At 52.1% G+C, this 8238-nt stretch carries 6 protein-coding genes; all 6 read left to right on the top strand.

The genetic code is table 11. The features are described from left to right. Positions 1-2930 (top strand): efflux RND transporter permease subunit (locus tag L977_RS20350; protein ID WP_047626826.1); only part of this gene is annotated, 2930 nt, incomplete at its 5' end. 304 nt (positions 2931-3234) lie between these two features. After that, positions 3235-3456, top strand: a complete 222-nt coding sequence (locus L977_RS20355; RefSeq protein WP_008502867.1) for a lipoprotein — start codon at positions 3235-3237, stop codon at positions 3454-3456. 474 nt (positions 3457-3930) lie between these two features. Then, positions 3931-4956 carry an amino acid ABC transporter substrate-binding protein gene (locus tag L977_RS20360; protein WP_014885451.1) on the top strand — a complete coding sequence of 342 codons (1026 nt, stop codon included), beginning with the start codon at positions 3931-3933 and terminating at the stop codon, positions 4954-4956. Between the two features lie 67 nt (positions 4957-5023). Continuing rightward, a complete protein-coding gene (locus L977_RS20365; protein WP_014885452.1) occupies positions 5024-6205 on the top strand; it encodes an amino acid ABC transporter permease in 1182 nt (393 codons plus the stop codon). A gap of 9 nt (positions 6206-6214) precedes the next feature. After that, positions 6215-7318 carry an amino acid ABC transporter permease gene (locus tag L977_RS20370; RefSeq protein ID WP_047626828.1) on the top strand — a complete coding sequence of 368 codons (1104 nt, stop codon included), beginning with the start codon at positions 6215-6217 and terminating at the stop codon, positions 7316-7318. A gap of 7 nt (positions 7319-7325) precedes the next feature. Beyond that, positions 7326-8084 carry an amino acid ABC transporter ATP-binding protein gene (locus L977_RS20375; protein WP_014885454.1) on the top strand — a complete coding sequence of 253 codons (759 nt, stop codon included), beginning with the start codon at positions 7326-7328 and terminating at the stop codon, positions 8082-8084. Positions 8085-8238: the final 154 nt, after the last annotated feature.

The raw sequence follows: 8238 nt of genomic DNA on the forward strand, positions 1-8238 counted from the left end.
CCCAGGTTATCGAACAGAACATGAACGGTATCGATAACCTGATGTATATGTCCTCCACCAGCGATTCAGCGGGTAATGTCACCATCACCCTGACCTTCGAGTCGGGAACAGACCCGGACATCGCCCAGGTGCAGGTGCAGAACAAGTTGCAGCTGGCCATGCCGCTGCTGCCGCAAGAAGTTCAGCAGCAAGGGATTGGCGTTGAGAAGTCCAGCAGCAGCTTCCTGTTGGTCGCCGGTTTTGTTTCGGACAATAAAAGCCTTACTCAGGATGATATCTCCGACTACGTCGCTTCGAACGTCAAGGATGCCATCAGCCGAACATCGGGTGTCGGCGACGTTCAGCTGTTTGGTGCCCAGTATGCGATGCGCATCTGGCTCGACAGTAACGCGATGAACAAATACCAACTGACGCCGCTGGATATTATCAATCAGTTAAAAACGCAGAACGACCAGATAGCGGCAGGCCAGTTGGGTGGAACACCATCAGTCCCTGGACAGCAGCTGAATGCCTCCATCATCGCGCAAACTCGCCTGAAATCACCGGAAGAGTTTGGTCGCGTCACGCTCAAAGTGAACCAGGACGGCTCAATGGTTCATCTGAAGGATGTGGCTCGCATTGAGTTGGGTGGCGAAAACTACAATATGGTGACCAAAATCAACGGGCAGGCGGCAACCGGTCTGGGGATTAAGCTCGCTACTGGTGCAAACGCGCTGGATACGGCGGCAGCCATCAAGAGCAAGCTGGCACAACTGCAACAGTTCTTCCCGCAGGGACTGAAGGTCGTCTACCCCTACGACACCACGCCTTTTGTGAAAATCTCGATTCATGAAGTGGTGAAGACCCTGTTTGAGGCGATCATTCTGGTCTTCCTGGTCATGTATCTGTTCCTGCAAAACCTGCGGGCAACGCTGATCCCAACGATCGCCGTGCCGGTTGTTCTGCTGGGGACCTTCGCCGTGCTGGCTGCGTTCGGTTTCTCCATCAATACCCTGACGATGTTTGGGATGGTGCTGGCAATAGGGCTACTGGTTGATGACGCCATCGTGGTCGTCGAGAACGTTGAGCGCGTGATGGTGGAAGATAAACTGCCGCCGAAAGAGGCCACGCAGAAGTCGATGGAGCAGATTCAGGGCGCGCTGGTGGGGATCGCCATGGTCCTCTCGGCGGTCTTTGTTCCGATGGCCTTTTTTGGTGGCTCGACTGGGGCCATCTATCGCCAGTTCTCGTTAACTATCGTTTCTGCGATGGCGCTATCCGTGCTGGTCGCGCTGATCCTGACCCCAGCACTCTGCGCAACGTTGCTTAAGCCCGTCTCCAGCGACCACCATGAGAAGAAAGGGGGATTCTTTGGCTGGTTCAATGCGCTCTTTGATAAGAGTGTGGAACACTACAGCAACAGCGTGAGCGGTATTTTGCGTAAGACCGGTCGCTATCTGGTGGTGTATGTCATTATTGTTGGTGGCATGGCGGTGTTGTTCCTGCGCTTACCGACCTCCTTCCTGCCCGAAGAGGACCAGGGGGTCTTTATGACAATGGTTCAACTCCCGGCGGGGGCGACCCAGACGCGTACTCAGGCGGTCCTCGACCAGGTTCAGGACTACTATCTGGACAAAGAGAAGGCGAACGTTGAATCCGTCTTCACCGTAAACGGCTTTAGCTTTAGCGGCCAGGGTCAGAACTCCGGTATTGCCTTTGTCAGCCTGAAGCCCTGGGAGGAGCGCCCGGGCGAGAAAAATAGCGTTGAAGCCATCGTGGGCCGCGCGACAAAAGCGTTCAGTCAGATTAAAGACGGCCTGGTGTTCCCGTTTAACCTGCCTGCGATTATTGAGCTTGGAACCGCAACGGGATTCGACTTTGAACTTATCGATCAGGCTAACCTGGGACATACCCAGCTGACGCAGGCACGTAATCAACTGCTCGGGATGGTAAAAGAGCACCCAGACCTGCTGGTGCGCGTGCGTCCAAACGGACTGGAAGATACGCCTCAGTTCAAGCTGGATGTCGATCAGGAAAAGGCGCAGGCATTGGGCGTCAGCCTTTCCGACGTCAACCAGACCATCTCGACGGCGTTGGGTGGCACCTATGTGAACGACTTTATCGACCACGGGCGCGTGAAAAAAGTTTACGTGCAGGCAGATGCCCGTTTCCGCATGCTGCCGGGGGACATTAACAACCTTTACGTGCGCAGCGCGAACGGAGAGATGGTTCCCTTCTCCGCCTTTAGCTACTCTCACTGGGTTTATGGCTCACCTCGCCTGGAACGCTTCAATGGGATGCCTTCAATGGAGATCCTCGGGGAATCCGCACCGGGTAAAAGTACCGGCGAAGCGATGGTGTTGATGGAAAGCCTTGCCGCAAAACTGCCTGCAGGAATTGGCTATGACTGGACGGGCATGTCTTATCAGGAACGCCTTTCCGGTAACCAGGCGCCCGCACTGTATGCCATTTCACTGATCGTGGTGTTCCTGTGTCTGGCGGCCCTGTATGAGAGCTGGTCCATCCCATTCTCCGTGATGCTGGTTGTGCCGCTGGGTGTTATCGGTGCTCTGCTCGCCGCGTCGCTGCGCGGATTGAACAATGACGTCTATTTCCAGGTCGGCCTGCTGACGACAATTGGCCTGTCGGCGAAAAACGCCATCCTGATTGTCGAATTTGCTAAGGACCTGATGGATAAAGAAGGTAAAGGGATTATTGAAGCCACCCTGGAAGCATCAAGGATGCGCCTTCGACCGATCCTGATGACCTCCCTGGCCTTTATCCTTGGCGTCATGCCGCTGGTAATCAGTACCGGAGCCGGGAGCGGTGCGCAAAATGCTGTCGGTACGGGCGTTATGGGAGGCATGCTTTCCGCGACGCTGCTGGCGATTTTCTTCGTTCCCGTTTTCTTTGTGGTTGTCCGGCGACGGTTTACCCGCCATAAAGAGTAACGCCCCCATGAAAGGCACCCTGCGGTGCCTTTTTTATTTTTAATATAAACAATAAATTAGACATTATTGAATTGCAGTGTTAAAAATGCGGTGATTTACATTAAGTAGAAACGCCCTGTTGTGTCTCCATAATTTCTCCATTAATTCATCCTGAAACCGACTTTTCTCCACGATTTTTACAAACGACATACTTTGAGATTATTCCCCGTGCAACGAGGTGTTACCCCGGTGGTAAAATAGCCTCCAGTTCGTTAATAGCCCTCCTGGCTTTGTAGCGAATGAGAAATAATACTGAGGTAACATCATGAAAAGATTCATTTCCGTTGCACTTCTCGCTGCGCTACTTGCTGGATGCGCGCACGATTCTCCATGTGTACCGGTTTACGATGACCAGGGTCGACTGGTTCATACCAATACCTGTATGAAAGGCACCACCCAGGATAACTGGGAAACCGCGGGTGCTATCGCCGGCGGAGCGGCTGCCGTGGCGGGTTTGACGCTGGGTATCGTTGCCCTGACGAAGTAACATCAATTAAGAAAGCGCGGCTCGGGCCGCGCTTTTGCGTTTAAAAAGTGCATTGTTTTCTAATAAGTAAAAAAATAGCCCCGTTTTTATTCAAGAAATTAATTCCCATCGACTGGCTATCACATCTTTTTAGTATATAAAAGTTTATTTCATATTTTATCGTGATGATTTTCACACATTAATCTTATTGAATACCCTGCCAATATTCACTTCAGAAACTATCTCTTGATTTATCTCATCCTCATCGAAACTTTTGCTCCGATTTGTGGCACAGGTTGTAATTTCGCACCGTTTCGGGGCGTTCGTTTTATTTAAGCGTGTCTACACTCAGCATTAAGCGTTCTGTTATCACTTATTTTGTGGAACGCAAAACTGGCATTACGTTTGCTTTATAAACGTTGGCCAAAGCCACAGACAGGTTTAGCGCTTAAAAAGCGCTTCTATAACGATAAATTTCGCCACACAGGATGCATTATGAAAAAGACGATGATAGCCAGCCTGACCGCTGCAGGCATGTTGTTTGCCGTAGCGGGCCAGGCCCATGCGGGTACGACACTGGATGCCGTTAAAAAGAAAGGTTTTGTTCAATGTGGTATCAGTGATGGTCTGCCTGGCTTCTCATATGCCGATGCGAACGGCAAATTTACCGGTATTGATGTGGATGTCTGCCGCGGCGTCGCAGCTGCCGTTTTTGGGGATGACAGCAAAGTAAAATACACCCCGCTGACGGCGAAAGAACGCTTTACGGCGCTGCAATCTGGTGAAGTTGACATGCTCTCGCGTAATACCACCTGGACCTCCTCTCGTGATGCAGGTATGGGGATGTCATTTACCGGCGTGACCTATTATGACGGCATCGGATTCCTGACCCACAATAAAGCGGGCCTGAAAAGTGCCAAAGAACTGGATGGCGCCACCGTGTGTATCCAGGCGGGTACGGATACGGAGCTGAACGTCGCGGATTATTTCAAAGCCAATAAGATGAAATACACCCCTGTGACGTTTGATCGCTCGGATGAATCAGCCAAAGCACTGGAATCCGGCCGTTGCGACACGCTGGCCTCTGATCAGTCACAGCTGTATGCCTTACGTATTAAGCTGAGCAACCCGGCAGAATGGATTGTGCTGCCAGAAGTGATCTCCAAAGAACCTCTCGGACCTGTTGTTCGTCGTGGTGATGAAGACTGGTTCTCCATTGTTCGCTGGACCCTGTTTGCCATGCTGAACGCGGAAGAGATGGGCATCAACTCGAAAAACGTTGATGAGAAAGCCGCTAATCCATCCAACCCGGATATGGCTCACCTGCTCGGTAAAGAGGGTGATTTCGGCAAGGATCTGAAGCTGGATAACAAGTGGGCTTACAACATCATCAAGCAGGTGGGTAACTATTCTGAGATCTTTGAGCGCAACGTGGGATCGGAAAGCCCGCTGAAGATCAAACGCGGCCAGAACAATCTCTGGAATAACGGCGGCATTCAGTACGCGCCACCAGTACGTTAAGTCAAAGCTGTAACGGGCACTGCTCAGGCGGTGCCCAGTCCAGAGTCATGGTTACTGAGGTTTCTTTATGTCCCATCGCCGCTCAGCCGTAAAAGGAACGCTATCCTTTTCTCATCCCGCGGTCCGCGCCTGGCTATTCCAGATCATTGCTATTGTTGCGGTTGTTCTCATCGCCGTGTATCTCATCCATAACACCATCACCAACCTGAATAACCGCGGTATTACCTCCGGTTTTGCGTTCCTGGATCGCAGTGCAGGGTTTGGTATTGTTCAGCATCTTATTGATTATGAGGAAGGTGACACGTACGGACGCGTGTTTGTGGTCGGTTTACTGAATACGCTGCTGGTATCGGCGCTTTGTATTGTCTTCGCCTCGATATTGGGTTTCTTTATTGGCCTGGCTCGTCTTTCTGAAAACTGGCTCCTGCGGAAGCTTTCAACCTTTTATATTGAGACTTTCCGCAACATCCCACCGCTGCTGCAGATCTTTTTCTGGTATTTCGCGGTCCTGCGTAACCTTCCTGGCCCCCGCCAGGCCGTCGATGCGTTTGAGCTGTTTTTCCTGAGTAATCGTGGGCTATACATTCCCTCTCCGCAGTTCGCCGAAGGGCTTTACGCCTTCATCGTCGCAGTTATTATTGCGATCGCCATTTCTGTCGGGCTGTTCCGTTATAACCGCAAGCACCAGATTAAAACAGGGCAGCTTCGTAAAACATGGCCCGTTGGCGCTGCGCTAATTGTTGGCTTACCGTTAGTCGCTCACTGGCTTTTTGGTGCGGCTTTGCACTGGGATATCCCCCATCTGCGCGGGTTCAATTTCCAGGGCGGGATGGTGTTAATTCCTGAACTGGCAGCACTCACGCTGGCGCTCTCGATTTATACCTCCGCATTTATTGCAGAAATCATTCGCTCCGGGATCCAGGCGGTGCCTTACGGACAGCACGAGGCGGCGCGTTCACTTGGTTTACCGAATACCGTGACGCTGCGCCAGGTCATTATTCCCCAGGCCCTGCGGGTAATCATTCCGCCACTGACCAGTCAATATCTCAACATTGTCAAAAACTCATCGCTGGCCGCCGCGATTGGTTACCCGGATATGGTGTCTCTCTTCGCCGGCACCGTGCTTAACCAGACCGGACAAGCTATCGAAACCATTGCCATCACCATGTCTGTCTATCTGATCATCAGTCTGGCGATTTCATTGCTGATGAACCTTTATAACCGCCGTATTGCACTGGTCGAGCGCTAAGGATTTATGATGTCGAAAGCGATACTGTCGCACTCCTCGCGTCCAGCCAGCACAACCGGTGGACGTTTCATTATCTGGGCACGTAAGAACCTGTTCTCCAGCTGGAGCAACAGCCTGCTGACAATAGTCTGCCTGTGGTTGATGTGGGAACTGATCCCGCCGCTACTCAACTGGGCATTCCTGCAGGCGAACTGGGTGGGTTCCACGCGTGCCGACTGTACGAAAGCGGGCGCATGCTGGGTGTTTATTCACGAGCGTTTTGGCCAGTTCATGTATGGATTGTATCCTCATGAACAGCGCTGGCGGATTAATCTGGCGCTGGTTATCGGTCTGCTTTCCATCGCCGTAATGTTCTGGAAAAAGCTACCTCATCGTGGACGCTATATTCCCGGCTGGGCTGTGGCGTATCCCATTATTGTTTGGGTGTTGTTGTATGGCGGCTTCCTGGGGCTGGAACGCGTTGAAACACGCCAGTGGGGCGGTCTGACGCTGACGTTGATTATCGCTTCTGTGGGGATAGCTGGCGCTCTGCCGTGGGGCATTTTACTCGCTCTGGGTCGTCGTTCAACAATGCCGGTCGTGCGTGTGCTCTCCGTGATCTTCATTGAGTTCTGGCGTGGCGTACCACTGATCACCGTATTGTTTATGTCTTCGGTCATGCTGCCGCTGTTTATGGCAGAAGGTACAACGATCGACAAACTGATTCGTGCCCTGGTCGGGGTGATTCTGTTTCAGTCTGCCTATGTCGCTGAAGTTGTGCGTGGTGGCCTGCAGGCGTTACCTAAAGGCCAGTACGAAGCAGCGGAATCACTGGCTCTCGGATACTGGAAAACGCAGGGGTTGGTCATCCTTCCACAAGCACTCAAGCTGGTGATCCCGGGCCTGGTCAACACGATCATTGCCCTCTTCAAAGATACCAGCCTGGTCATCATCATCGGATTGTTCGATCTCTTTAGCAGCGTGCAGCAGGCAACCGTTGACCCTGCCTGGCTGGGCATGTCCACCGAGGGATATGTCTTTGCTGCTCTGATCTACTGGATCTTTTGTTTTAGCATGTCGCGCTACAGCCAGCACCTGGAAAAGCGCTTTAACACCGGGCGTACACCGCACTGAGGAAATTATGAGCCAAATTACTATGACACCCGCCGACGCGATGATTACGCTGGAAAACGTGAATAAATGGTATGGACAGTTTCATGTCCTGAAAGACATTAATCTCAAGGTAAAGCAAGGCGAACGAATCGTTCTTTGCGGCCCTTCCGGTTCAGGGAAATCGACAACCATTCGCTGTATCAACCATCTTGAAGAGCATCAGCAGGGACGCATTGTGGTTGATGGTATCGAGCTGAATGAAGATATTCGCAATATCGAACGCGTACGCCAGGAAGTGGGGATGGTATTTCAGCATTTTAATCTATTTCCCCACCTGACCGTTCTGCAGAACTGTACGCTTGCGCCGATTTGGGTACGAAAGATGCCGAAACAGGAAGCGGAGGCGTTGGCAATGCATTACCTCGAACGCGTACGTATTGCAGAGCACGCCAATAAGTTTCCCGGCCAGATCTCAGGCGGACAACAGCAGCGTGTGGCTATCGCCCGTTCGCTATGCATGAAACCCAAAATTATGCTGTTTGACGAACCGACATCTGCGCTGGATCCGGAAATGGTGAAAGAAGTGCTGGATACTATGATTGGGCTGGCGCAATCCGGGATGACGATGTTGTGCGTGACGCATGAGATGGGTTTTGCCAGAACGGTGGCAGACCGGGTGATCTTTATGGACCGCGGTGAGATCGTTGAACAGGCCCCACCGGATGAGTTCTTTGCGCATCCGAAGTCGGAACGTACGCGTGCATTCCTGTCGCAGGTGATTCATTAGTCATTTGCTTTGCCGGGTGGAGGCTTTGCCTTACCCGGCCTACCGTTTTTTCTGCACATAAACGCAAAAAGGCCATCCTTTCGGATGGCCTTTTCACTTATTTGATGTCTGGCAGTTCCCTACTCTCACATGGGGAGACCCCACACTACCATCG

Source organism: Enterobacter sp. ZOR0014, assembly GCF_000798855.1.
In the GTDB taxonomy this organism is placed as follows: Bacteria; Pseudomonadota; Gammaproteobacteria; order Enterobacterales; family Enterobacteriaceae; genus Enterobacter; species Enterobacter kobei.

Coding starts and splice junctions, on each gene's coding strand:
- L977_RS20355 (WP_008502867.1), top strand. CDS start 3,235: ATGAAAAGATTCATTTCCGTTGCACTTCTCGCTGCGCTACTTGCTGGA.
- L977_RS20360 (WP_014885451.1), top strand. CDS start 3,931: ATGAAAAAGACGATGATAGCCAGCCTGACCGCTGCAGGCATGTTGTTT.
- L977_RS20365 (WP_014885452.1), top strand. CDS start 5,024: ATGTCCCATCGCCGCTCAGCCGTAAAAGGAACGCTATCCTTTTCTCAT.
- L977_RS20370 (WP_047626828.1), top strand. CDS start 6,215: ATGTCGAAAGCGATACTGTCGCACTCCTCGCGTCCAGCCAGCACAACC.
- L977_RS20375 (WP_014885454.1), top strand. CDS start 7,326: ATGAGCCAAATTACTATGACACCCGCCGACGCGATGATTACGCTGGAA.